Here is a 25,090-nt window from a genome sequence, read left to right as displayed (position 1 = left end):
CTACCGACCATGAGCACGGACACCAACTCCGACGCTGACGGCGAATCGACTTCCAAGTGCGGCGCATCGACCACCGACGAGACCGAGAGTTCGAGCGCCTCCAACTGCGGGGCCTCGAGCGACACATCCGAATCCGAGGCCTCCTCGGGTTCGAAGTGTGGCGCCTCTTCGAGTTCGGACGACTCGAGTGAGTCCAAGTGCGGAGCCTCCTCGAGTTTGGACGATGACTCGAACGAGCAGGAGGTCGGTGCGACGATCGAGGACTTCGATGCCGAGCCCGGCCAGCTGATCGCCGTCGGACTCGGTCCCGGCCATCCGGAGGGGATGACCCAGCGCGCGAAAGACGCCCTGCTCGAGGCCGATCACATCGTCGGCTACACGACCTACATCGAACTCATCCCCGACGAGATCACCGAGCAGGCCGACGACATCTACGACACGCCGATGTGCGGCGAAGTCTCCCGAACCGAGGAATCGATCGACCGCACGCTCGCGGGCAACGACGTCGCCATCGTCGGCAGCGGCGACCCCAACGTCTACGCGCTCGCTGGTCTGGCGCTGGAGATACTCGAGTCGAAGGGCGCGACGGCGTCGATGGTCGACTTCGAAGTGGTGCCGGGCGTTCCGGCGGCCCAGTCCTGCGCCTCCCGCCTGGGTGCGCCGCTGGTGAACGACACCGTCTCGGTCTCGCTGTCGGATCACCTTGTCCCGATGCCCGAAATCGAGTCGCGACTCCACTCCGTGGCCAGCGAGAACTTCACGATCACGATCTACAACCCGTGGAGCCGCAAGCGCCGCGATAATTTCGAGAAGTGCTGCGAAATTCTCCTCACGCACCGCGAGCCCGACACGCCGGTCGGCATCGTCCACGGCGCCGGCCGCGAGGACGAGCAGGTGATGATCACCGAGCTCGGCGAACTCGAGGAACTGGGCGAGAGCGAAATCATCGACATGACGACGACGATCGTCGTCGGCACGGAGGACACCTACGTCTGGGACGACCGGATGGTCACGCCCCGCGGATACGAGACGAAGTACGACTACTGAGCAGCAGCTTCACCACCCACAATGCCACGATACGAAGTCACCATCGAGAAAGACGCCTGCGACGGCATCTTCGCCTGTCTGACCCGCGATCCGCGCTTCGTCGAGGGCGAGGACGGCCTCGCGACGGTCGACCCCGGCGCGGATCCGGTCTACGACTGCGAGGGCGAGGTCACCGACAACGAACACCGGGTCGTCGCGACGTTCGACGACGACCGCATCGGCGAGGCCAAACAGGCCGCGGCGGCCTGTCCGACCGATGCCATCGTCGTCGAGGAGGTGGGCGAATGAGCGACGCCGGCGCCCCAACCGAGGTGGCCGACGCTGACGACGCCACCGACTCACCGGCCGAAATCGAACTCCCGACCGACCCGCTCGCGGGCCACCCCGCGTCGGCGTACTTCTGGGGCCACGTCGCCGGCAGCGGCGATGTCTCGGACGCCGGCATCGAAGTCGTTGCCAACGACGAGGAATCCGCGCAGGTGCTCGCGGCGGTCGCCGGTGGCGACCTCGAGCACGACACGACGACCCGCGACTACGCCCACGACACGTCGATCACCCGCACGGAAGACGAGTACACGCTGACGATCGACAGCGACAACGGTAACGAGTCAGGGCTGCTCGGCCGCAGCGGCGCGCTCGGCCTGCCCGTCGACGGTCGCGGCAACTACCGCTTTGGCGCATTCAGCGAGTACGACCGGGAACTGCTCCGGGGCCTGCTCGAGGGCTGTGGCACGATCTGCTTCAAGTCCTCGAGCGGCACCGTCGGCATCTCGTTCGTCCACGACGATCGGGCACTACTCGAGTGCGTTCAGGAACTGATCGACGACTGTCCGATTGAGACTCCCTACGACGAGCTTTCGGAGACGTCTTCGGGCGGCTACTGGTTCGGCGTCGACGACGCCGTCGCACTCGAGTTCGGTACGTGGCTCTACGAAGACTGCGAGCAGACCGGTCTCTTCGCGCCGAGCCGCCGCCGGAAGCTTGAGCGCAGCCTCGAGCAGGCAAAAGCGTACGACGAGTAACACTGCGATCCCATCCATCCGATGAACACACCCGACGAATCCACGTCCGTAACGACCGCTGCCTTCGACGACGAGGCCGTCCTGCTGGTCGGCCACGGCTCCCGCCGCGAGAAGTCCAACGAACAGGTGCGCGAGCTGGCGGCCGGCCTCGAGTCCCGGCTCGAGATTCCGGTCGACGCGGCGTTTCTCGAACTGGCGGAGCCGGCGATCGACGAGGCGTTCGCGACGTTCGAATCGGTCGTCTCGCGAGTGACGGTCGTCCACTGCTCGCTGTTCGCCGCGAGCCACGTCAAGAACGACGTACCGCTGGCGATCGAGCAAGCCCGCGCGGCCTACGACCTCGAGATCGAAAACGGCGCGCATCTGGGTATCCACCCGGCGATCATCGACCTGCTGGACGACCGCGCCGCCGAAGTGGAAGCCGAACTCGGCGTTGACCGTGAGGACGACGGGGTCGCCGTCGTCCTCTGTGGCCGGGGCTCGAGTGACCCAGACGCCAACGGCGACGTGCAAAAGCTCGCGCGACTGCTCTACGAGGGTCGCGACTTCAACCGCGTCGAGGCGACGTTCATCGGCGTCACGGAGCCGACGCTCGAGGATACCCTCCACGGCCTCTCGAAGCACCGGCCGGACGCGGTCGTCGTGCTTCCCTACATGCTCGGCGACGGCGTGCTCACCCAGCGGGTCCGGGACTGGACGGCCGACTTCGACGACGACTACCCCTACGTCAGCGCGCTGGCCGGTGACCCGCTCGGCACGGACTCGCGGCTCCTCGACGTCTTCGCGGATCGCTGGCAGGAGGCGCGGTCGGGGAGTGTCGAGATGTCCTGTGACACGTGCAAGTACAAGGTCGATCTCGAGGGCTACGAGGAGGATGTCGGCGGGGCACGAGCCATGCTTCGTGCACTGGCCCACCAGGAGGCTCACGCTGCTCGGGAGGATATCGACGACGAACCACACAGCCACGACGCACCGCAAAAGCACGTTACGGTCTGTACGAATCGAACCTGCGCCGACGCGGGATCGACCGCGGTGCTCGAACGCATCCGGCAGGAGGCTCGCAACTCCGAGCGCTGCGACGTCCGTATCACCCGTTCGTCGTGTCTGGGTCGCTGTGGCGACGGACCGATGGTTGCGGTCTATCCCGACGGAATCTGGTACGGCGATGTCGCGGCCGAAAACGCCGACCGAATTGTCACCGATCACCTAGAGAGTGATCGCATCGTCAGTAATCTCGTCGAACAGATCCTCTAGAACGGTTCACAGAATCAGTACTGCATCGCACTCGAAACAGACAGCGAAGACGAACCAACACAACACACGTATGAGCTGCTACGAAATCGAAGCACTTCGACTCGGACTGATGAACGTCCTCGGCGTCGAGGATCAACACGCCCGCGACCACGCGGAGAAAGAACTCGAAGGACACCTCGAAGGCCCTATCGAAGGGCTCTCGGAGGCCGAGAGCCTGGCAGAGATCGAACGCCATCTCGACGCCGCGCTCGTCGACCTCGAAGAGACCGTTACCTCGATGGATGCCGACGATCCGGAGTACGATTACACTCGGGGTCGATTGCTGGCCGTTCGCGATGCCGAGCGCGCCGTTCATCGGCTGCGGGTACAGGGTAAAAGCATTACCGACGGTCTCGGAGAGGCACACGATCTGCTCCACGAAACCTTTCCCGTCGAGGATTAAGCGCGAATGGCAGAACGCACACACCGGTTCGACCGACGCCCGCTCGGCAAGATCGACAGTGCAGGGAGCCGGCAGATGTGGACGCGCTCGAGCGTCGAGCTGGCCGACGACGTTGTCATTGCTGGACGGTGGGGCGGGACAGTCACCGCCTTCGACAGCGAGTCACTCGATCCTCGCTGGGAGGTCGACCATCCGGAGAGCGCCGTCTCGCTAGCAGTCACCGACGACACGCTCATCGTCGGGGGGCGCGGCGAGGACGGAGTCATCGCGGGGTACGCCCTCGAGTCGGGAGAGCGACGCTGGTCTGTCGACGCCGCAGCACACGTCGGGACGCCCACGAGCGACCGACTGTTCTCCCTGCCGTACGTCCTCGCGATCGAGGCCGATGACGACGGGGACTCCCTGTATGCGGCCGCGCGTCGTTACGAGCGCGATGGCGACAAACGCCGCTGGCAGAGCGCCGTCTACGGGATCGAGCCGGACGGCGCGATTCGGTGGCGGTACGAGACCGATGCCTCACCCATCGCACTCTCACTCGACAGTGACCGGGATCGCCTGGCTGTCGGTTACAACCGCTGTACGGGAACGCACGATTGCGGTGTCAGTGTCCTCGATTCGGAGACAGGTGACCCTGAATGGATGTGGGACCCTGTAACGGATGGCGACCGCCGTGTCGGCGACGTTTCGTTTACCGGCGAGCACCTAGCCGTTGCAAGCCACGGCGACAAGCGTGGCTACCTGCTCGAGGAGGGCGGTACCGAACGGTGGACGGTTGATCTCGCGGTCGAGACCGACGTCGACGGCGAAACGCTGTATGCGTACCCGAATCATGCCTACGCAAACGACCGATACGTGGCGTTCGTCACCGGGAATACGTACGCTGTTGACAGCAGAGAAACGTCGTCTCGGCATCCGAACGAACACCGTATCGCCGCCTTCGATATCGATGGCGAGCCGTTGTGGGATGCGTCCGTTCGGGGATTCGTCACCGAACTCGCTGCACGTGACCGCGCGATCGTCGCTCCGTGCGCCCAGAACTTCCGCGTTCGTGATTCAGAGACCCACGCGCTCCGCTGGTTCGACCTCAAAAACGGAGAGCAGGACAAACAGGACGTCACGGGTATCGCAACGGCTGCGGCCATCGATAGCGAACGGATCGCCGTGATCGAAGAACCGGTCGAGTATCACGACGAACAGCGAGTCCACGGCGAGTACGCCCTTGGTATTGGATCACGTTTTGTGTAGCCGAGACGGGGTTCGTCGTGTTCGGGTACAGAGTGTCATAACCGAACATTCGAGGCACAATGCCACGGTTTCCGGTTACTGAACAGAGTTCATATGATGGCATTGAGGGGAACAGCGCAACGGAATCAGTGGTAACCGGGAGTGGCACTACTTCGTAATCTTGTGAGAGTCACCAACGCGGCTTGAGTCTATACTATCGGTTGGGAGACTCCCCTTCGATTCACGGTTCCAGACGGATTCGTCGCTCGCGGTTTTGCTCGCGGCAGAAGTAGTCCCGGGCGGATTCGAACCGCCGTCATGGGCTGTCTTCCGTAAACGGCCGAAACCGATCACGTCCAAAGGCCCATATGATTGGCCACTACACCACGGGACTCCGTCGTTCACTTGTCGTCCCGTGTACTTCGCAGTTTCTTCGAAACTGCTCACCACCACGGGACTTCTCACACCGTTCGAAGCCCCGTGCGGATCGCGGTTCCTTCGGAACCGCTCACCACCACGGGACTCCTCACGTCACTCGCTGGATAGCGCGCCGTTACACAATAGTGTTACTTTTCGTCTCGAGGACCTGCGGAGATCGTCCCCTCCTCTGCGTGTCTGTGGCATTGTCGACAGAGCGACACCACGTTCTCCAGTCGATGCGCCTCCGCAGGCTCGTCGAACGATCGAACCCGCTCCAGATGATGCACGTCTGGATTCCGACCAAGTTCGTCCGCGTCGACACCACAGTGTTGACACGTGTAGTCGTCCCGCTCGAGTGCACGCCGGCGAACCGCCCACCACTTCTGTCCATACGTGATCGTTCCACCCTCCCACTGGTGATGAGCCGGCCCGACGACGTTGTCCGAGAGCCACGTGCCATAGCACTCGAGTGTACAGAAGAATCCACGTTCTTGCGACTCGCGTGCGGCGGGTCGAACTGAGAGGGGCGCATCACAGGCGCGACATGCAACCGTCACTCGGTCGACGGTTTCGGCGTAGTTCTCCGGGAGTAATCCGTCTGCGTCCGCGACGCAGTCGGGGCAGAACACGCCCTTCTTCGAGGAGGGGTAGTACGAAAAGTCCGCGTCACAGTGGGTGCACGTCGTCGTCTCTTTCGCGTCGCGCCAGTTGCCGTTGTTCGAGCCGGCGTTTGGATTGCAGTCGTCGCAGTACGATCTGCGCGCTTTCGGATCGTAAAAATCCGTCTCACACCCCGTGCAGGTTCGATTCGGGAGTGGCTCGCTGTGTACCTTCGTATGGTGCTGGCGCATTCCCTGTTCGGTACTGAGCGATTTCCCGCAGGTCGGGCAGTCCATGCCGCGTTTGGCCGCGCTATCACGTATAAACTCGAGGAACCACCACTATGCGGTGTTCGAACGGCAGCAAATGGCGCGAGCAGTGAGCGGTACGTTACAGGTAGCCTTCCTCAGCCAGCCGCTCGATACCCTCCTCGAGTCGCTCCTCGCTCGCGGCGTAGGAGATTCGCGCGTAGCCAGGGGTTCCGAACGCACTGCCGGGAACCGTTGCGACGTGGGCGTCCTCGATCGCACCCTCACACCACGCCTGATCGTCGTCCGCAACAGGGAGCATCATGTAGAACGCTCCGTCCGGCACCGCGACGTCGACGCCGTGGTCGTCGAGCAGGTCGATGACGAGTTCGCGGCGCTCGCCGAAGGCTTCGACCATGTCGGCGACTGCATCGTTGGTGTTCTCCAGCGCCTCCACGCCGGCGTGCTGGACGAAGTTGACGGCCGAGGAGACCGAGTGGCTGTGGAGTTTGCCCGCCTGGTCGATCAGGTCTTCCGGGCCGGCGAAGTAGCCGAGCCGCCAGCCGGTCATCGAGTAGGCCTTCGAGAAGCCGTTGACGGTGATCGTGCGATCTGTCATGCCCTCGAGTGTCCCGAGACTCGTCGGCTCGACGCCGTAGGTAATCTCCTTGTAGATCTCGTCCGAGATGACCGTGATGTCGTGTTCGACCGCGAGATCACGGACGCCCTCGAGTGCGGCGTCGGTGTAGACGGCACCGGTTGGGTTCGACGGCGAGTTGACGATCAGCAGTTCGGTCTCGTCGGAGACGGCGGCTTCGAGGTCGTCAAGTGCGGGCTCGAGCTGGAAGTCGGTCTCGGAGAGGTCGACGCGGGTGAGGTCGCCGCCGGCCATCTTGACCATCGCCTCGTAGGAAACCCAGGCGGGGTCGAGCAGTGCGACTTCGTCGCCGTCCTGAATCAGGGCCTGGATGATCTCGTAGAGCGCCTGCTTTGCGCCAGGGGTGACGATGATCTCTGCTGGGCCGTGGTCGAGGCCGTCGGCTGCGAGTTTCTCGGAGATGGCCTCGCGGAGTTCGAGGATGCCGGCAGAGGTAGTGTAGCCGGTGTGACCGGCATCCATGGCCCCCTGGCCGGCGTCGATGATGTTCTGTGGCGTGGGGAAGTCGGGTTCGCCGACGGAGAGGTCGACGACGTCTGCGCCGTCCTGCTCGAGTTCGGTTGCGAGCGCGGAGATGGCGAGGGTTGCTGACGGTTCGACTCGGGTTACGCGGTCGGTGAATTCCATGGTCATGTGTTGGTGAACTGTTGTCGGTGTGGGTGGCTGGTGACGAGTCGTGAGTTGTGTGGGTGTCTCGCTAGTCGGTTGTCGTATCCGGGTCGGCAGCCGGCAGCTCGTCGACGAGATCGATCGCGCCGTCGACGGCTTTGCCCGCGTTCTCGATGCGTTCGCGCGCTTCGGCCGCGGACATGCCGGGGCCGGTGACGCCGAGTGTAACCGGCGTGTCACGCTCGAGACTGACGTCTGCGAGTTGCTGGGCGGTCGCATCGGTGATAACCTGATCGTGGTTGGTATCGCCGGTGATGACGGTGCCGATGACAGCGACGGCGTCGACGTCCGACCGTCGGGCGAGTCGGTCCGCCGCGAGCGGGGCGTCGTAGACACCAGGGACGCTGACGGTGTCGTAGATCCTCGCACCCGCAGCCTGTGCTGTTGCTTTGGCCTCTTGCTCCATCTGCTCGGTGATCGGTCGATTGAACTCCGCGACCACCAATCCGAGCGTGGTCATACGCGAGCCGAAGTGAGCGCGCCTAAAAGAGGTACCGTTATTGGCGAATACACCGGTCGAACGGAAGCTGTCTCGAGGGCGACCGGCGGCCACCATACGAACGCATCACAACAAACGACAATTGTGGATTCTGAACGGTTCAGTCGAGGGAGAACAAGGGTTTAGGCGCAAACCCGAGTACCATTGCTAGGGGACCACATCACTATGAGTGACACCAGTCAACACCAGAACCTGGCCATCATCGGCCACGTCGACCACGGCAAGAGCACGCTCGTCGGACGACTCCTCTACGAGACGGGGAGCGTTCCCGAGCACGTCATCGAACAGCACCGCGAAGAGGCCGAGGAGAAGGGGAAAGGCGGCTTCGAGTTCGCCTACGTCATGGACAACCTCTCCGAGGAGCGCGAGCGCGGCGTCACCATCGACATCGCCCACCAGGAGTTCTCGACCGACGCGTACGACTTCACCATCGTCGACACGCCGGGCCACCGCGACTTCGTGAAGAACATGATCACGGGCGCGAGTCAGGCTGATCACGCTGTCCTCGTCGTCGCAGCGGACGACGGCGTCGCACCACAGACCCAGGAACACGTGTTCCTCGCGCGCACCCTCGGCATCGACGAACTCATCGTCGCCGTCAACAAGATGGACATCGTCGACTACAAGGAATCGACGTACGACGAGGTCGTCGAAGAAGTCACCCAGCTACTCAACCAGGTCCAGTTCAACACCGAAGACGCCTCGTTCATCCCCGTTTCGGCGTTCGAGGGGGACAATGTCGCCGAGCACTCGGAGAACACGGACTGGTACGACGGCGAGATCCTTCTGGAGGCGCTGAACGGCCTGCCAGAGCCCGAGCCGCCGACTGACGCGCCGCTTCGGCTCCCGATCCAGGACGTCTACACGATTTCGGGTATCGGCACCGTCCCCGTCGGCCGCATCGAAACCGGCATCATGAACGTCGGCGACTCCGTCTCGTTCCAGCCGAGCGATGTCGGCGGCGAGGTGAAAACGATCGAGATGCACCACGAGGAGGTTCCGGAGGCCAGACCCGGAGACAACGTCGGCTTCAACGTCCGCGGCATCGGCAAGGACGACATCCGCCGCGGTGACGTCTGCGGGCCGGCAGACGATCCGCCGAGCGTCGCCGAGACGTTCCAGGCCCAGATCGTCGTCATGCAACACCCATCGGTCATCACCGCAGGGTACACGCCAGTCTTCCACGCCCACACCGCACAGGTCGCCTGCACGATCGAATCCATCGACCGAAAGATGGATCCCTCGAGTGGGGAGGTCGCAGACGAAGACCCGGACTACATCCAGTCGGGTGACGCCGCGGTCGTGACGATCCGCCCGCAGAAGCCACTCAGCATCGAGCCCTCGGGCGAGATTCCCGAACTGGGTAGCTTCGCGATTCGGGACATGGGCCAGACGATTGCGGCGGGCAAGGTACTCGAGGTACACGAGCGCAACTAACTGCGCAGCCCACCGCAACCCAGACCCGGTGCTGCGAGTCGGCGACACGTCCCGTGCAACGCCAGACATATCCACATCGGTGCGTATCGAGGAGGTCAACTACGCGCACTGTGTGCGCAAATTTGCAAATTCTTAAGCGGAGCCGCCGATAACGAGCGCGCAATGACGACGTTACAGACGCCAGGTCCGACGATCGGCGTCGTCGGTGGTGGACAGCTCGGGCGCATGCTCGCCGAAGCAGCCGCGCCCCTCGGCGTCGAGGTCATCGTCCTTGACCCCACGGCGGACTGCCCCGCGGCTCCCGTCGCCCGCGACCAGATCGTCGCCGGCTTCGACGACGAGGCGGGCATCCGCGAACTCGCTGCTCGCGCCGACGTGCTCACCTTCGAAATCGAACTCGCAGATCAGGACGTGTTAGAACGCGTCAGCGAAGACTCCGGCACGCCGGTCCACCCGAAACCCGCGACACTCGAGACGATCCACGACAAACTGGTCCAGAAACGTGAACTCGAGTCCGCCGGCGTTCCGGTCCCACCGTTCCGGGCGGTCGAGGACGCCGACGACATCCGGGCGGCGATCGACGACTACGGCGCACCGGTAATGCTCAAGGCGCGTACGGGTGGCTACGACGGCCGCGGCAACGTCCCCGTCGAGTCGGCCGACGAAGCCGAGGATGCACTCGAGTCCGTCGCCGGGCCGGCGATGGTCGAGGCGTTCGTCGACTTCGAGCGCGAGATTTCCGTGATCGCCGTCAAGGGTGACGACGAAATTGCGACGTTCCCGATCGGGGAGAACATTCACGAGGACGAGATTCTGCGGGAGACGGTCGTGCCGGCGGGCTCGGCCGACGCTGTCGAGAAGCGCGCCCGCGAGGTCGCTGCGGATGTCCTCGAGGTAATGGAGGGTCGCGGCGTCTATGGAATCGAACTCTTTGAGACGAGCGAGACGCGTAGCGCCTCGGAAGATTCGAGCGAGGGGGGCCCGCGAGAGTGGGACGGGGAGATTCTGCTCAACGAAATCGCGCCACGTCCGCACAACTCCGGTCACTGGACGATCGAGGGCGCACAGAGCTCGCAGTTCGAACAGCACGCCCGCGCGGTGCTCGGGTGGCCGCTCGCGGCGACGGACCTTCGGTCGCCGACGGTGTCAGTGAACCTGCTCGGTGACGTCGAGGAATCCCAGTCAGCGGCGCTCCAGAACGTCGATCGGATTCTCGAGACGCCCGGGGCGAACCTCCACTGGTACGGCAAGCGCGAGGCGCGTCCGCTGCGCAAGATGGGCCACGTTACGCTGTCGGGTCGCGACGAGGAGACGACCGCCGAGTTGTTGACGGCCGCTCGGGAACTCGAGGAGTCCGTCACGTTCACGTCGAAGTGAGTAAACGAGAGAGTATGAGCGAGACCGTTTCCGACCTGATCGATCGACTACACGCCGAGGCCGACCAGGACCGGCCCGACGCCGAAACACCGGACGTGGGAATCGTAATGGGCAGCGATTCCGATCTCGAGACGATGATGACCGGCGGGAAGCGCCCCGGCGCGTACGACGCGTTCGTCGACGAACTCGAGTTCGCAGAGCAGACCGATTATGAGCGCCCACCGAACGAGCGATTCACCTTCGAGACGTACGTCACCTCGGCCCACCGCACGCCCGATTTGATGACGGCCTACGCGGAGACGGCGGAAGAGCGCGGGCTGGAGGTCATCATCGCGGGTGCGGGCGGGAAGTCTGCAGACCTACCGAACATGACGGCGTCGATCGCGTACCCGCTCCCCGTGATCGGCGTCCCTGTTCAGGAGAAGTCCGTCGACAGCGTGATCGGAATGCCGGCGGGTGCGCCGCTGGTCGCCGTCGATGCCGGCAAATCTTTCAACGCCGCGCTCTCGGCGGCACAGATCCTTGCACGCCAGCACGACGAGGTCCGCGACCGGCTCGTTGCCTACCACGAGGAACTGCGTGACGGCGTCGGTGCCGTTTCGCGCGAGTTACACGACAACGGAACGCCGGCCTTCCGTGAGCGCGACGAGTCGGAGTCAGAGTAGGAATCGGAGTCATGCCGCCGCACAGATGTGCCGGCGGGCCGCTCCCCTCGTGCAGCCGGACAACCCACGACGCGACCATCACTATTTTTCACCATCTACTCGCCCGATCGAACTCCTGCATAGCGGTACGTTCCGCCGGGAACGCGTACGGCAAGTCTACGGCAATTATTCGGCGAGATAGTTTCTGCCTGATCTCTCCATTTGGCCCGTGTTGGGCCGGAAAACGAACAATCAACCCTTATGTGCATGCGGTTTAAACTCCCGAACGTTACGGAGATGAACGATTGGATAGCGATCGGGGCGCTTGCACTCGTGGGAGTACTGATACCGCTCGGTATGATGGCGGTATCGTACCTTCTGCGCCCGAGTGTACCCGAAACGAGCAAACGAGCCACCTACGAGAGTGGCGAGATCCCGACCGGCGACACGCGTGTCCGGTTCAACATCCAGTACTACATGGTTGCGCTTTTGTTCCTCATCTTCGATATCGAAACCGTCCTCCTGTTTCCGTGGGCGGTCGTGTACCTGGATGCCGTCGAATCAGACGCCGTTTCGCTGCTCGAGATTCTCGGCCCAATGGTGCTTTTCGTCACGATCCTCCTCGTCGGACTCGCGTGGGCGTGGCGAAAGGGTGCGGTCCAGTGGGCACAGACACCTCGTCAGGTAGAAACCGAGCATAACCGACCATGAGTAGCGACGAACCACAACAAACGATCTACGACAGCACAGCGCCGTCGACGGACACCCGCGACGCCCGAATCGGCGAGGGTGTCGACGACCGCTTCAACTCCAAGCTTCGCGAGGCGTTCGGCGCGTCGCCGTTCATCCTCACGAAGTTCGACGAGTTCATGAACTGGGTTCGCGGGAACTCGATGTTCATGCTCCAGTTCGGGATCGCCTGCTGCAGCATCGAGATGATGCACACGTACGCGATCAAACACGACCTGGACCGCTTCGGGGCTGGTGTCCCCCGCGCCTCGCCGCGACAAGCCGACGTGATGATCGTCCCCGGAACGATCGTCTCCAAGTTCGGCCCGCGCATGAAGCGCGTCTACGACCAGATGCCCGAACCGAAGTTCGTCGTCGGCATGGGCTCCTGTACGATCTCCGGCGGCCCGTTCCAGGAGGGGTACAACGTCGTCAAGGGTGCCGAAGAGATCATCCCTATCGACATTCACGTCCCCGGTTGCCCACCGCGACCGGAGGCGCTGCTCTACGGGGTCCTCAAACTCCAGGAGCGAATCAAGAACGGCGAGTCCTCGGCCGTCGTCGTCAAACCGTACGAACTCGAGGAGTTCGGCGACCTCCAGAAGGACGAACTCGTACAGAAACTCGCAAGCGAGATCGACGAGGACGACCTCGTCATGCGCTACAACTGGGCTGATTCACCATGAGCACGGGAACCGAACCCGAAACAGAGCCCGAGGCAGAACTCACAGAGCCAGGGGTCGAAACTACCGAGGCTGCACTCGAGTCCCTGCTCGGTGAGCGCGCCATCGCGCGCGACGATCACCTGAACGCGCCGGGCTTCGTTATCAACCCGAACGACGTTCAGGACGTGCTCTCGGATCTGCGCGACGAGGCCGGTTACGACCACCTCTCGTGTGTTACCGCCCAGCAGTACGAGGATCGATACGAGTCGATCTACCACATGAAGAAGTTCGCTGACCCGACCGACGAGGTCAGCATCGTCGTTCCGACGACGGTCGACGACCCGGTGAGCCAGAGCGCCGAGCCGGTGTTCCGGACGGCCGACTGGCACGAACGGGAGGCCTACGATCTGGTCGGCGTCGAGTACGACGACCACCCTGATCTGCGCCGGATTCTCCTGCCGGAGACGTGGCAGGGCCACCCCCTCTCGAAGGACTACGATCAGGAAAAGCCACAGCTCGTCACGCTCACGGAGCACCAGAACCCGATTCAGCCGGACCATCACGACGACGAGTCGGATACGATGTTCCTGAACATCGGGCCACACCACCCGGCGACCCACGGCGTGCTCCACGTCAAGACAGTCCTGGACGGCGAGACGGTCGCCGACGTCGAGCCGGACATCGGCTACCTCCACCGCTGTGAGGAGCAGATGTGCGAGCAGGGCACCTACCGTCACCAGATTATGCCCTACCCGGACCGCTGGGACTACGTCTCGGCGGGCCTGCTGAACGAGTGGGCATACGCGCGTGCAATTGAGGACCTCGCGGATATCGAGGTTCCCGAGTACGCACAGATCATCCGGACGATGGGCGCGGAACTGTGCCGGATCGCCTCGCACATGCTCGCGCTCGGGACGTTCGCACTCGACGTCTACGGCGAGTTCACCGCGACGTTCATGTACACGTTCCGCGACCGGGAGGTCATCCAGGACATTCTGGAAGATCTGACGGGCCAGCGGATGATGTTCAACTACTTCCGTGTCGGCGGTGTCGCCTGGGACCTGCCCGAACCGCGCGAGGAGTTCTTCGAGCAGACACGCGAGTTCCTCAATGAACTCCCGGCGAAGGTCGGCGAGTACAACGACCTCATCACGGGCAACGAAATCTTCCAGACCCGCTGTATCGACACCGGCGTGCTGGAGCCCGAGGTCGCAAAAGACTACGGTTGTACCGGCCCCGTCGCACGCGGCTCCGGCGTCGACTACGACCTGCGCCGCGACGATCCGTACGGCTACTACGAACAGCTCGACTGGGACGTCATCACGCGCGACGGCTGTGACAACTACGCGCGCGTCCTCTGTCGAATGGAGGAGGTCGAAGAATCCGCGAAGATCATCGAGCAGTGTCTCGATCTGCTCGAGGACTGGCCGGAAGACGAGCGCGACGTACAGGCGAACGTCCCGCGCACGCTGAAGCCAGACGCCGGGACGGAGATCTACCGCGCCGTCGAGGGAGCGAAGGGCGAACTCGGCATCTACATCCGCTCGGACGGCTCGGACAAGCCCGGTCGATTCAAGATCCGGAGTCCGTGCTTCTCGAACCTGCAGGCCTTAGAAGAGATGTCCGAAGGGGAGTACATCCCTGACCTGATCGCCTCGCTGGGTAGCTTAGACATCGTTCTCGGAGAGGTGGATCGATGAGCGGGGCGACGACTCCAAGCCTGTTTCCGCTACAAAACGGCGGCGATCCGGTGTTGCTCCCCGAGCACATCACGGAACTCACCGGCTTAGGCCAGTTCGGGCTCGCCGGCGAGTTGCTCGCAACGTTCGTCGCCGCGTTCATCGTCGGGAACTTCATCCTCGCGATGACCGGCGTTGCCGGGCCGTGGGCGAAACGAAAGATCACCGCCTCCTTCACGGACCGAATCGCGGTCAACCACCTCGGTCCCGGCGGGATCGGGATCATCATCGCTGACGCGGTTCGTCTCCTTGCAAAGGAGAACATCATTCCGGAGAACGTCGACCGACCGGCCTACGACCTCGCACCGATCGTGATCGCGGGCTCGGCCATGCTCGGCTTCGCCGTCATCCCGATGGGCAGCGGAATCCACCTCGCTGACCCCGAGGTCGGCCTGGCGTTCGTCTTCGCCGTCGCTGGCATCGCCTCGATCGGCCTGGTGATGGCCGGCTATGCGTCGGGTAACAAGTACTCGCTGCTCGGCGGACTGCGCGCGGTTGCACAGAACGTCGCATACGAGATTCCGCTCGTCGTGACCGGGATGTCGGTCGTCCTGTTTGCGGGGTCGCTACAGATGAGCGAGATCGTCGCCGTCCAGAACGAGACGACGCTGTTCACGATCCCCGGACTCGAGTGGGCGGTGCCGGCGTGGTTCGCGCTGGTGAACCCGTTCGCATTCGTCCTGTTCCTGATCGCGAACTTTGCGGAAGTCGGACGAAATCCGTTCGACATGCCCGAAGCGCCGGCGGAACTCATTGCGGGGTACCAGACTGAGTACTCCTCAGTCTACTTCGTGCTCGTCTATCTGGGCGAGTTCCTGCACATCTTCCTCGGCGGTGCGATCATCGCGACGATCTTCCTCGGTGGACCCGCCGGGCCAGGACCGGACGAGCTCGGTATTCTCTGGTTCACCCTCAAGATCTGGGGTGTATTCTTCCTGACCCAGTGGCTCCGCTCTGCGGTGCCACGTGTGCGGATCGACCAGCTCATCGAGATTGGCTGGAAGGGACTACTCGTCCTCTCCTTTGCGAATCTCGGACTCACTGCGGCAATTGTAGGGGTGATTGCATGATCGGCGTACTCAAATCGATGGCAACGACGATGAAACACGCACTGGACGGCTCGACGTTCACGGTCGAGTACCCAACGACAGCACCGGATGTCTCGCCGCGGTTCCGCGGCGTGCACAAGTTCAGCCAGGAGCGCTGTATCTGGTGTCGCCAGTGTGAGAACGTCTGTCCGAACGACACGATTCAGATCGTGATGGACGACAAGCGAAACGGCGAACAGTACAACCTCCACATCGGACAGTGTATTTACTGTCGGCTCTGTGAGGAAGTCTGTCCCGTCGACGCCATCCTGCTCACCCAGAACTTCGAGTTTACCGGCGATACGAAACACGATCTGGTCTACAACAAGGAGCAGCTGAAATCGGTACCGTGGTACAAGGATATCGACCCGCTCGAGTCGCGCGAACCGGACCGGGGCGCGTGGATCGGCGAGGGAGACGGGGAGGTCGATTACCAGTAACCGTCTGGGTCGCCCGTCCCCGAGCACGGGCAGTTTACCAAAATAATGACATACGAGCTGATCGCGTTCGCGCTGTTTGCGTTCATCACGCTCGCCAGCGGGCTGGGTGTGGTCCTCCTCGAGGACCCGTGGCACTCGGCGCTTATGCTTGGCGTCGCGCTGATGAGCATCGCGGTGCACTTCGTGATGCAGGCGGCCGAGTTCGTCGCCATGATGCAGGTCCTCGTCTACGTCGGCGGGGGGCTCATCCTCATCACGTTCGCCGTGATGTTGACTCAGCATAAGAACGCAGCAGACGACACGGAGACGGAAGCGGATGAGGTGGTACAGACATGACGACCAGACCGCGGCTTCGACTCGGCCGCACGCTGATCCCGGGTGTGCTCGCGATTGCCCTCTTCGGGCTGATGGCGCTGATCGTCCTCAACACGAGCTTTGGCGACGGGCAGGGCTTCCCGGATGGTATTGCGATCACGTCCGAACTGGGCTATGCGATGTTCGATCTCGACCCGCTTCAGTCCGAAGCGGGATCGATCCCGAACACGGAAGCGTTCCTCGCTGCGTTCTTGCTGATCGCACTTGCACTTGACGCCGCACTCGACGGTGCGATCGTCCTCGCAAAGCGCGAGGAGAACGGCGAGCCGATCGTGGCGTTGCCCCAGGATGGTGGATCGGTTTCGGGACCAGCCCAGGACGAGCAGACGGCCGCCACTGACGGCGGTGTGTCCGACACTGGCGCTGAAACGTCAGCTGCCAGCACGGACGATACCGACACCGAATCAGAGACAGAAACGGGAGGTGACGACCGATGACAGTCGGCGTCGAACACTACGTCCTCCTGTCGATGGCGCTGTTCGCCATCGGCCTGTTTGGTATCCTGACGCGTCGAAACGCACTGATGTTCCTGATGTCCGTCGAGCTCATGTTGAACGCAGCCAACATCAACTTGATCGCGTTCGCGTTCTACCACGGCAATCTCTCGGGACAGGTCTTTGCCCTGTTCACGATGGCCCTCGCGGCCGCCGAGGTCGCCGTTGGACTCGGGATCATCCTGCTGCTGTACCGCAACTTCCGTGACGTCGACGTCACGGTTCCAACGACGATGAGGTGGTAAGATGGAGGATGTGTTCAACTACGCGCCGGCGATCGCGTTGTTCCCACTCGTGGCGTTCGTCGTCGCCCTGACGTTCGGCAAGTACATGCCGAAGAAGGGCGCGCTCGCGGGCATCATCGCAACGGGAGGCTCGCTTGCGCTTTCCGTGCTGATGCTCGTGGCCGTCGCGAGCGGTGAAGTGTATCACGAGACGCTGTATCAGTGGGCAATCGGCGATGCTGCGAGCGAGATCGGTGCCGACGGGATCGAGTTCACCTTCGGTATCCTGATCGATCCGCTCGCCGCGTTAATGCTCGTCATCGTCTCGCTCATCGCGTTCCTGGTCCACATCTTTAGCCTCGGTTATATGAACGCCGAGGGCGAGACCGGGCTGCCGCGGTACTACGCCAGCCTCGGGCTCTTTACGTTCAGCATGCTCGCGTTCGTCTACGCGGACAACCTGTTGATGGCGTTCATGTTCTTCGAGCTCGTGGGCCTCTGTTCGTACCTGCTGATCGGCTTCTGGTTCCGCACGCGCTCGGCCCCATCGGCCGCGAAGAAGGCGTTTCTCGTCACTCGCTTCGGTGACTACTTCTTCCTGCTCGGGGTCGTCGCCATCGCCGCGACGTTTGGCACGGTCGCCTTCGCCGGCGACAACTCGTTCGTCGCGGCTGCGGAATCGGCGATCGACAACGGTGACACCCTGTTCGGCTTCGGTGCCGAAACCTGGGTGACGATCACGGCACTCCTGGTGCTGGGCGGTGTCATCGGGAAGTCCGCACAGTTCCCACTCCACACCTGGCTGCCCGACGCGATGGAGGGCCCAACCACCGTCTCCGCGCTGATTCACGCGGCGACGATGGTCGCAGCGGGTGTCTACCTCGTCGCCCGGATGTTCGGCTACTACGCACTGTCGCCCACCGCGCTCGCGATCATCGCGTTCGTCGGTGGCTTCACCGCGCTCTTTGCCGCGACGATGGGCGTCGTCAAAGACGACATCAAGCAGGTGCTGGCGTACTCGACGATCAGCCAGTACGGCTACATGATGCTCGGCCTCGGTGTCGGCGGCTACGTCGCCGGGGTCTTCCACCTGATGAACCACGCCTTCTTCAAGGCGCTGCTGTTCCTCGGTGCCGGTGCCGTCATCGTCCTCATGCACCACGAACAGGACATGTGGAAGATGGGCGGCCTCAAGGACAAGGCACCCATCACCTACTACACGTTCCTCGCCGGCGCACTCGCGCTCGCGGGCATCATCCCGTTCTCGGGCTTCTGGTCCAAGGACGAGATTCTGTACGACGCGCTCATCGTTGGGCTGGAGGAGCCGGTTATCCTCGCAGCCTACGCGATGGCGCTCGTCGCCGTCTTCTTCACCGGCTTCTACACCTTCCGGATGGTCTTCTTGACCTTCCACGGTGAACCTCGCTCGGAGGCCGCCGAGGACCCACACGACATCGGCTGGTCTATCAAGGCCCCGCTGGTCGTGCTCGGTGTCCTCGCACTCGTCGCCGGGATTGCGAACCTCGCACCCGTCGCGAAGCTCGCACATATCGACATCACGTTCTTAGAACACTGGCTCGACGGCGAGTACGGTGCCGTCGAAGGGCTAACCTACAGCGCCTACGGCGAGTTGCTCGCGTTCGAAACCGCCTACATCGGCGGTGAGCAACTCACCGTCCTGATCGCCGCCGGCGTCTCCCTGCTGCTCGCGTTCTCCGGTGCGGGCCTGGCCTGGAAGCTCTACAGCGTTCCAGAGCCGGTCGCACACAAAGAACGCCTGGGCGGCGCACGCCAGACACTCGAGTCGAACTACTATCAGGACGAGTACCAGGTCTGGCTCGCCGAAGGATTCACCCAGCCGCTTGCGCGTGCTGCGGATCGGTTCGACCAGACGGTGATCGACGGCGTTGTCAACAGCGTCTCGACCGCCAGCCTGTTCAGCAGTAGCCGGCTGAAACGGATTCAGACGGGACTCGTGACGAACTACGCAGCACTGCTGGTGGCCGGCTTCATCGGCTTACTGCTGGTTCTCGGCTACGTTGGAGGGTGGTTCCTATGATGATCGAAGCACTGATCGCAGTCGCACTGGTCGGCGCGTTCGTAACGTTCGTCGCACCGAATCGCATCGCCGGGAAGCTGGCGTTCGCTATCAGCCTGATTCCCGCAGGGCTCTCGCTGTGGATGTTCTCGGCGTTCGACGGGAGCGGCAACGCGCTGCTCGACGGCGAACTCGCGTTCGCCTCCGAGTTCGAGTGGATCCAGTTCGGCGAGTACTCGATCTCGTGGCTCGTCGGCCTGGACGGCATCAGCATGCCGCTCGTCGTCCTGACGACGATCCTCTCGTCGCTCGCGATCGTGAGTTCGTGGACGCCGATCGACGAGCGTGAGTCCCAGTTCTACGGACTCGTGCTGTTCATCGAGGCGAACCTGATCGGCGTCTTCGCGGCGCTCGACTTCTTCGTCTGGTTCATCTTCTGGGAGGCTGTCCTCATCCCGATGTATCTACTGATCGGTATCTGGGGCGGTCCGCGCCGGAAGTATGCGGCGATCAAGTTCTTCGTCTACACGAACGTCGCCTCGCTCGTGATGTTCGGTGCGTTCATCGCGCTCGTCTTCGGGCTCGGTGACGTGACGACGTTCGCGCTGCCGGACGTGACGACCGCGATGCTCAACGGTGGCCCCGACGGCTTCCTCGGCATCGGCGGTACGACGCTCGCCTCGCTCGTCTTCGTCGCGATGTTCCTCGGGTTCGCGGTGAAGGTCCCGATCGTTCCGTTCCACACGTGGCTGCCGGACGCCCACGTCGAGGCACCGACCCCCGCGTCGGTGTTGCTGGCTGGCGTCCTGCTGAAGATGGGGACGTACGCACTGCTGCGATTCAACTTCACGATGTTCCCAACCGAGGTCATCGAGCCGTTCGTGATCCCGATCGCGGCCATCGCCGTGATCAGCGTCATCTACGGCGCGATGCTCGCGCTGGCCCAGACCGATCTGAAGCGGATCGTTGCGTACTCCTCCGTCTCGTCGATGGGGTACGTCATCCTCGGTCTGATCGCCTACACGCAGTTCGGCGTCGGTGGCGCGACCTTCCAGATGGTCAGCCACGGCCTGATCTCCGGACTGATGTTCATGGCAGTCGGCGTCATCTACAACGCCACCCATACCCGGATGGTCACGGACATGTCCGGGATGGCAGACCGCATGCCGGTCGCCGTCGGCATCCTCGTCGCCGGCGCCTTTGGCTACATGGGACTGCCGTTGATGAGCGGCTTCTTCGGCGAGTTCACGATCTTCTTCGGCGCGTTCGGTGCCGAGGGACTCGCCTACTCGCAGGTGTTCACTGCACTCGCGATGTTCGGTATCGTCATCGTGGCGGGCTACCTGCTCTTTGCGCTCCAGCGGACGGTCTTCGGGCCGTACCACCTGGAAACTGACTACGACGTCGACCGCGCCCCGCTGCACGACATCGCACCGATGTTCGTGCTGCTTGGCCTGATCATCCTGCTCGGCGTCGCACCGGAGCTGATCTTCGAGATGATTACGGACGCAGTCGATCCGATCCTGGAGACCGGAGGTGAACTGTAATGGCGCTGCTCGAACTCCCTGCCTGGACGACACTCGCGCCGGCGCTGTTGCTCGCATTGACGGCACTGGTGCTGTTCATCATCGACAGCATCTCGCCGGACGCACAGAACAGCGGACTGCTCGCCGGGACGACGGCCGCCGGTTCGCTCGCCTCGCTCGGTGTCGCGGTCTGGTACCTCTTGGCCGGCGTCGGCACCCCGACGGTCGATGGCGGTCGCGGCATCATCGACGTGCTCGGCGACCAGTTCGTCGTCGACCAGCTCGCGCTGTTCTTCATGATTATCGTCGCCGTCGTCACGGCGCTCGTGGCAGTCGCGAGCTACGACTACATGGAGGATCACACCTACCAGGCCGAGTACTACTCGCTCGTCCTGCTCGCGGCGACCGGCATGTCGTTCATGGCCGCCGCCAACAGCCTGGTGACGATCTTCATCGCACTCGAGTTAGCGAGCCTGCCGTCCTACGCGCTGGTGTCGATCCTGAAGGACAACCGCGGCAGCGTCGAGGGAGGGCTGAAGTACTTCCTGATCGGTGCGCTGTCGTCGGCGATCTTCGTCTACGGGATCTCACTGGTGTACGGTGCGACGGGCCACTTGCAGCTCGAAAACATCGCTGCCGTCATCGAGGCTGGCGAGGCAGATCCGTACGGTGGTCTGCTCGGCCTCGGCATCCTCATGCTGATCGGTGGCTTCGCGTTCAAGACGGCAAGCGTGCCGTTCCACTTCTGGGCACCGGAAGCCTACGAGGGTGCGCCGGCACCGATCTCGGCGTTCCTTTCGTCGGCTTCGAAGGCCGCCGGCTTCGTGATTGCGTTCCGCGTCTTCACGGAGGCGTTCCCGGTCGCTGAGACCGCAAGCGCGATCGGCGTCGACTGGACGCTTGCGTTCATCATCCTCGCGATCGTCACGATGACGCTCGGGAACTTCGCCGCCGCGACGCAGAACAACGTCAAGCGGATGCTCGCGTACTCCTCGATCGGCCACGCTGGCTACGCGCTGATCGGTCTCGCCGGCATCTCTGCCGGCGGTGGCGAACTCGTCATGGGTGCGGCGATGATGCACCTGTTCGTCTACGGCTTCATGAACACCGGTGCGTTCCTGTTCGTCGCTCTCGCGGAGTACTGGGGCGTTGGCCGCACCTTCGAGGATTACAACGGGCTCGGCCGACGCGCTCCGGTCGCCTGTTTCGCGCTCGCGATATTCATGTTCAGTCTCGCAGGGATTCCACCGCTCGGTGGCTTCTGGAGCAAGTACTTCCTGTTCACCGGCGCGCTCGAAGCCGGCCTGATCGTCGTCGCCGCCGCACTGGTGATCAACAGCGCACTCTCGCTGTACTACTACTCGCGGCTGGTCAAGGCGGTCTGGATCGAGGAGCCAGTCACCGAACGCGATGGGCTCTCCCAGCCAGTCGGCCTCTACGCGGCAATCGTCGTCGCCGCCGTCATGACGCTCGCACTGCTGCCGCTGTTCGGCCCGGTTGCCGACACGGCCGTCGATGCGGCGACTGCGATGCTCGCCTGAGCTCGCGGCTGGCCGGCACGAACGCAATTCTTCTGTTTTGACCTGTTCTGCTTGTTCTGCTTGTTCTGATCCGTCCGACCCGTTCCGTCCTCGTTCACCACCCCACCGAGTCGGACAGTCGAGCGATTCGCCAGCGACAGCCCACTCATACCGCCGACGTGACCCGGTAGTTTTTACCCCTCTGGGTTGCAAGCCGCGATACATGGTTTTCCGGCTCGTCCTCGGGTGCGGAACCGTCGGCCGCGCCGTCGCCGAGGGACTCACGGAGCGCGACGATGACGGCCGACTCCTCGTCATCACCGCCGACGAGAGCGTCGCCGAAACCCTTCGCGACGAAAGCATCCCCGCCCGCCGCGGCGATCCGACCGACTCCGAAACCCTCGACGGCGTCGACACACCCGACGTCATCTTCGTCGGCAGCGACCGAACCGACGTCAACCGCCAGGCACTCGAGTTGGCTGCCGCTGCGTTCCCCGATGCATCGATCACGGCCTACATGGGCGGCAATCCGACGATGGCGGACAGGAATCGCTTTACCGACCTCGCAGCCCACACCGTCGATGCGGCGAGTGCGTTTGCCGAGCACCTACTCGAGGAAACGGGGACGACGCCGGCCTCGCGAGCGATCGGGCTCTATCAGCAGTTGCTGACGATCGAGGGCCCACTCGCGGTTGTTATGCATGACAACCCGGACCCGGACGCGATTGCGAGTGCGGTGGCACTCACGGCGATTGCCGAGTCGGTCGGTGTTGCGGCCGACGCCTGCTACTTTGGAGATATCTCCCACCAGGAGAACCGGGCGATGGTCAACCTGCTCGATCTCTCGCTGCGGAATCTCTCGCCTGGAGAGCGTCTCGACACCTACGGGTCGGTTGCGCTGGTCGATCACTCGCGACCCGGCGTCAACGATCAACTCGACGAGGATCGCCACGTCGATATCGTCATCGACCACCACCCGCCACGTGGCCCGGTGCCGAGTGACTTCGTCGAGTTGCGCGAGCAAGCCGGCGCGACGAGTACGATCCTGACGGAGTATATGGACCGATTCAACCTCTCGTTCGAGTCGTCGACGGCGACCGCACTCCTCTACGGGATCCGGATCGATACGAACGATTTCACGCGTGAGGTTTCCTCTGCGGACTTCGAGGCCGCTTCGACGCTGTATCCCCACGTCGATGCAGCGGTCTTGCGACAGATCGAACAGCCGACCGTCGAGGGTGAGACACTCGAGACGATTGCCCGTGCGATCAAGAATCGTGTCCAGCACGACTCGGTCGCGGTCGCGAGCGTTGGTCGGATCGGAAACCGGGATGCGCTCCCGCAGGCGGCGGATCAACTCCTCGCGATGGAGGGGATCGATACGACGCTCGTCTTCGGGTTCAGAAACGAGATGGCGTTTCTCTCCGCCCGGTCGCGTTCGAACGATGTCGACCTCGGCGAGACGTTACGGGACGGGTTCGACCAGATCGGGAGTGCGGGCGGACACGCCGATATGGCCGGCGCACAACTCGAGGTCGGAATTCTCGGCCGGCTTGACGACGAGGACGAGGTCGAATCGATCGTCGGTGTCGCCGAGGACGTAATTACAGACCGGTTCTTCGAGGCCATTCAGACACGACCGGGAGTTCCCGTCGGGACGTACAGTCGGACGAGCCAGTGGCTGTTCGCCGAAGAAGACGAGTGGGAGTCGATCGTTGCGGAACGGCAGGCGTACGCGAGGGATGCCGAGAACGGAGCCGACGACCACCAGTAACAGTACTTTTGCGGACGGGCGCGGTACGCTCTGCGTATGGACCTCGCGTCGGAACGGACCAAACCCCAGGTCAAAGAGTACATGACTCGCGACGTGGTGACCGTCTCGCCGGATTCGACCGTCGGCGCGGTTGCCGAGCGCATCGCCGAGAGTGAAGAACACAGCGGTTTCCCAGTCTGTGAACGCCGCCGTGTCGAGGGGTTCATCAGCGCTCGTGATCTGTTGCTGGCCGGCGACGACGACCCCATATTCAAAGTGATGACGACCGATCTACTGGTTGCACACCCCGATATGAAGGTAAACGACGCTGCCCGCGTCATCCTCCGCTCTGGGATTCAGAAACTCCCCGTCGTCGACGACGCGGGCAACCTCGTCGGCATCATCTCGAACGCCGACGTGATCCGCAGCCAGATCGAACGTGCAACGCCCGAGAAGGTCGGCAAACTGGTCCGCACGCTCGAGCAGATCCACAGCGTGAATCTGGAGCAAGAACGACGCACCGTCGCGATCGAACAACTGACACCGACGCAGGGGCGCGTCTACGCGGACGAACTCGAGGGACGCAAGTACGAACTCGAGCGCGGGCTGGCAGAGCCGCTGGTCGTCATCGACAACGACGGCACGCTGTTACTGGCAGACGGCCACCACCGCGTGCTCGCGGCCCACCGCCTGGGAATCGACGCGATGGACGCCTACGTAATCGTCGTCGAAGACGAGATAGCCCTCGGGATGGCAGAGACCGCTGCGAAGGAGGGACTCGAGTCGCTCCAGGATATCGACGTGGTCGATTACGCGCGCCATCCGCTGGTGCAGACGACGAAGCGGTTGCAGTCTGGGGAGTAAGCGTAAGGATTGTCGTCTGGGGAATAGTAGCGGAGTACGGAATACGCCCGGTTGCAACCGCGCCAAACCTATACGGCATCCGGTGTGTGAGTTT

25 protein-coding genes and 1 tRNA gene are annotated in these 25,090 nt (G+C 63.1%); 22 read left to right on the top strand and 4 right to left on the bottom strand.

Features of this window, described 5'->3' with window-relative positions:
- The first annotated feature begins 9 nt into the window (after positions 1-9).
- The 6 genes from cobJ to C483_RS17255 all read left to right on the top strand — a co-directional run bounded on the left by cobJ (position 10) and on the right by C483_RS17255 (position 5,010).
- Positions 10-1,047 (top strand): precorrin-3B C(17)-methyltransferase, encoded by a 1,038-nt coding sequence (cobJ, locus tag C483_RS17280; protein WP_006654653.1) that lies wholly within the window; start codon positions 10-12, stop codon positions 1,045-1,047.
- A 21-nt stretch (positions 1,048-1,068) separates the two neighbouring features.
- On the top strand, positions 1,069-1,335 hold the full coding sequence (locus C483_RS17275) for a ferredoxin (protein ID WP_006654652.1): 267 nt from the start codon (positions 1,069-1,071) through the stop codon (positions 1,333-1,335).
- Positions 1,332-2,069: a hypothetical protein gene (locus tag C483_RS17270; RefSeq protein ID WP_006654651.1), complete on the top strand. Its 738-nt coding sequence runs from the start codon at positions 1,332-1,334 to the stop codon at positions 2,067-2,069. The genes C483_RS17275 and C483_RS17270 overlap by 4 nt, the downstream gene beginning before the upstream one ends.
- 21 nt (positions 2,070-2,090) lie before the next feature.
- Positions 2,091-3,323 (top strand): CbiX/SirB N-terminal domain-containing protein, encoded by a 1,233-nt coding sequence (locus C483_RS17265; RefSeq protein ID WP_006654650.1) that lies wholly within the window; start codon positions 2,091-2,093, stop codon positions 3,321-3,323.
- A 70-nt stretch (positions 3,324-3,393) separates the two neighbouring features.
- Positions 3,394-3,765 carry a DUF3209 family protein gene (locus tag C483_RS17260; RefSeq protein WP_006654649.1) on the top strand — a complete coding sequence of 124 codons (372 nt, stop codon included), beginning with the start codon at positions 3,394-3,396 and terminating at the stop codon, positions 3,763-3,765.
- Positions 3,766-3,771: 6 nt separating this feature from the next.
- On the top strand, positions 3,772-5,010 hold the full coding sequence (locus tag C483_RS17255; protein WP_006654648.1) for an outer membrane protein assembly factor BamB family protein: 1,239 nt from the start codon (positions 3,772-3,774) through the stop codon (positions 5,008-5,010).
- A gap of 269 nt (positions 5,011-5,279) precedes the next feature.
- Here the strand turns inward: C483_RS17255 and C483_RS17250 are convergent.
- The 4 genes from C483_RS17250 to ribH all read right to left on the bottom strand — a co-directional run bounded on the left by C483_RS17250 (position 5,280) and on the right by ribH (position 8,044).
- Positions 5,280-5,383 (bottom strand) — tRNA-Gln (locus tag C483_RS17250).
- 172 nt (positions 5,384-5,555) lie between these two features.
- Positions 5,556-6,305 carry an HNH endonuclease gene (locus C483_RS17245; protein WP_006654647.1) on the bottom strand — a complete coding sequence of 250 codons (750 nt, stop codon included), beginning with the start codon at positions 6,303-6,305 and terminating at the stop codon, positions 5,556-5,558.
- Between the two features lie 94 nt (positions 6,306-6,399).
- Positions 6,400-7,548 (bottom strand): pyridoxal phosphate-dependent aminotransferase, encoded by a 1,149-nt coding sequence (locus tag C483_RS17240; protein ID WP_006654646.1) that lies wholly within the window; start codon positions 7,546-7,548, stop codon positions 6,400-6,402.
- 64 nt (positions 7,549-7,612) lie between these two features.
- Positions 7,613-8,044 (bottom strand): 6,7-dimethyl-8-ribityllumazine synthase, encoded by a 432-nt coding sequence (gene ribH, locus C483_RS17235; protein ID WP_006654645.1) that lies wholly within the window; start codon positions 8,042-8,044, stop codon positions 7,613-7,615.
- A gap of 204 nt (positions 8,045-8,248) precedes the next feature.
- On the opposite strand from ribH, the gene tuf reads away from it, so the two are divergent.
- The 16 genes from tuf to C483_RS17155 all read left to right on the top strand — a co-directional run bounded on the left by tuf (position 8,249) and on the right by C483_RS17155 (position 24,996).
- Positions 8,249-9,520, top strand: a complete 1,272-nt coding sequence (gene tuf / locus C483_RS17230) for a translation elongation factor EF-1 subunit alpha (RefSeq protein ID WP_006654644.1) — start codon at positions 8,249-8,251, stop codon at positions 9,518-9,520.
- A gap of 120 nt (positions 9,521-9,640) precedes the next feature.
- Positions 9,641-10,897, top strand: coding sequence for a 5-(carboxyamino)imidazole ribonucleotide synthase (locus tag C483_RS17225; RefSeq protein ID WP_275039999.1), 1,257 nt, complete (start codon positions 9,641-9,643; stop codon positions 10,895-10,897).
- Positions 10,898-10,911: 14 nt separating this feature from the next.
- Positions 10,912-11,562, top strand: coding sequence for an AIR carboxylase family protein (locus C483_RS17220; RefSeq protein WP_006654642.1), 651 nt, complete (start codon positions 10,912-10,914; stop codon positions 11,560-11,562).
- A gap of 276 nt (positions 11,563-11,838) precedes the next feature.
- Positions 11,839-12,252 carry an NADH-quinone oxidoreductase subunit A gene (locus C483_RS17215; RefSeq protein WP_006654641.1) on the top strand — a complete coding sequence of 138 codons (414 nt, stop codon included), beginning with the start codon at positions 11,839-11,841 and terminating at the stop codon, positions 12,250-12,252.
- Positions 12,249-12,956: an NADH-quinone oxidoreductase subunit B gene (locus C483_RS17210; protein ID WP_006654640.1), complete on the top strand. Its 708-nt coding sequence runs from the start codon at positions 12,249-12,251 to the stop codon at positions 12,954-12,956. Before C483_RS17215 ends, C483_RS17210 begins: the two co-directional genes overlap by 4 nt.
- Complete coding sequence (locus tag C483_RS17205) at positions 12,953-14,635, top strand: NADH-quinone oxidoreductase subunit D (protein ID WP_006654639.1); 1,683 nt, start codon at positions 12,953-12,955, stop codon at positions 14,633-14,635. Before C483_RS17210 ends, C483_RS17205 begins: the two co-directional genes overlap by 4 nt.
- The gene (locus C483_RS17200; RefSeq protein WP_006654638.1) at positions 14,632-15,744 is read left to right on the top strand and encodes a complex I subunit 1/NuoH family protein; all 1,113 of its coding nucleotides are present in this window, start codon (positions 14,632-14,634) and stop codon (positions 15,742-15,744) included. Before C483_RS17205 ends, C483_RS17200 begins: the two co-directional genes overlap by 4 nt.
- The gene (locus tag C483_RS17195; RefSeq protein ID WP_006654637.1) at positions 15,741-16,202 is read left to right on the top strand and encodes a NuoI/complex I 23 kDa subunit family protein; all 462 of its coding nucleotides are present in this window, start codon (positions 15,741-15,743) and stop codon (positions 16,200-16,202) included. The genes C483_RS17200 and C483_RS17195 overlap by 4 nt, the downstream gene beginning before the upstream one ends.
- Positions 16,203-16,247: 45 nt before the next feature.
- On the top strand, positions 16,248-16,538 hold the full coding sequence (locus tag C483_RS17190; RefSeq protein WP_006654636.1) for an NADH-quinone oxidoreductase subunit J: 291 nt from the start codon (positions 16,248-16,250) through the stop codon (positions 16,536-16,538).
- Positions 16,535-17,014: a hypothetical protein gene (locus tag C483_RS17185; RefSeq protein WP_006654635.1), complete on the top strand. Its 480-nt coding sequence runs from the start codon at positions 16,535-16,537 to the stop codon at positions 17,012-17,014. The genes C483_RS17190 and C483_RS17185 overlap by 4 nt, the downstream gene beginning before the upstream one ends.
- A complete protein-coding gene (gene nuoK, locus C483_RS17180; protein WP_004215987.1) occupies positions 17,011-17,316 on the top strand; it encodes an NADH-quinone oxidoreductase subunit NuoK in 306 nt (101 codons plus the stop codon). The genes C483_RS17185 and nuoK overlap by 4 nt, the downstream gene beginning before the upstream one ends.
- Before the next feature lies 1 nt (position 17,317).
- Positions 17,318-19,354, top strand: a complete 2,037-nt coding sequence (gene nuoL, locus C483_RS17175; protein WP_006654634.1) for an NADH-quinone oxidoreductase subunit L — start codon at positions 17,318-17,320, stop codon at positions 19,352-19,354.
- Entirely contained in the window at positions 19,351-20,880 is a 1,530-nt protein-coding gene (locus tag C483_RS17170; protein WP_006654633.1) for a complex I subunit 4 family protein, read from the top strand. Before nuoL ends, C483_RS17170 begins: the two co-directional genes overlap by 4 nt.
- On the top strand, positions 20,880-22,400 hold the full coding sequence (locus C483_RS17165; RefSeq protein ID WP_006654632.1) for an NADH-quinone oxidoreductase subunit N: 1,521 nt from the start codon (positions 20,880-20,882) through the stop codon (positions 22,398-22,400). Before C483_RS17170 ends, C483_RS17165 begins: the two co-directional genes overlap by 1 nt.
- A gap of 202 nt (positions 22,401-22,602) precedes the next feature.
- Positions 22,603-24,153, top strand: coding sequence for a DHH family phosphoesterase (locus C483_RS17160; RefSeq protein ID WP_006654631.1), 1,551 nt, complete (start codon positions 22,603-22,605; stop codon positions 24,151-24,153).
- A 36-nt stretch (positions 24,154-24,189) separates the two neighbouring features.
- On the top strand, positions 24,190-24,996 hold the full coding sequence (locus C483_RS17155) for a CBS domain-containing protein (protein ID WP_006654630.1): 807 nt from the start codon (positions 24,190-24,192) through the stop codon (positions 24,994-24,996).
- The last annotated feature ends 94 nt before the right edge of the window (positions 24,997-25,090 follow it).

The organism is Natrialba hulunbeirensis JCM 10989 (assembly GCF_000337575.1).
GTDB lineage: Archaea > Halobacteriota > Halobacteria > Halobacteriales > Natrialbaceae > Natrialba > Natrialba hulunbeirensis.
This window is presented reverse-complemented; position numbering and strand designations above follow the sequence as displayed.